This window comes from Colwellia sp. 6M3 (genome assembly GCF_014077595.1).
In the GTDB taxonomy this organism is placed as follows: domain Bacteria; phylum Pseudomonadota; class Gammaproteobacteria; order Enterobacterales; family Alteromonadaceae; genus Cognaticolwellia.
Genome location: NZ_JACGWF010000245.1, coordinates 1 through 270 on the forward strand (window position 1 = coordinate 1; position 270 = coordinate 270).

A 270-nucleotide genomic window follows, 5' to 3' on the forward strand; every position below is an offset into this window, starting at 1 on the left:
CTAGTTTAACCTTCGGGAGGACGGTCACCACTTTGTGATTCATGACTGGGGTGAAGTCGTAACAAGGTAACCCTAGGGGAACCTGGGGTTGGATCACCTCCTTATCTTGAAGTAAAACAGCTTAATGAGAACCTCGGTTCTACGAGTGTCTACACAAATTACATGATAACAAATTAGAAGAAGTCCAAACATGCTAGCTTCGGACGTAAATTCTTGAAAGAGAAATAGGTCTGTAGCTCAGCTGGTTAGAGCGCACCCCTGATAAGGGTG

Annotated in this window: 1 rRNA gene; it reads left to right on the plus strand. The window is 44.8% G+C overall.

The window, feature by feature from the left end:
* Positions 1-104: ribosomal RNA gene (locus tag H4J50_RS19245) — 16S ribosomal RNA — on the plus strand; the annotation flags it as partial.
* Between the last annotated feature and the right edge of the window lie 166 nt (positions 105-270).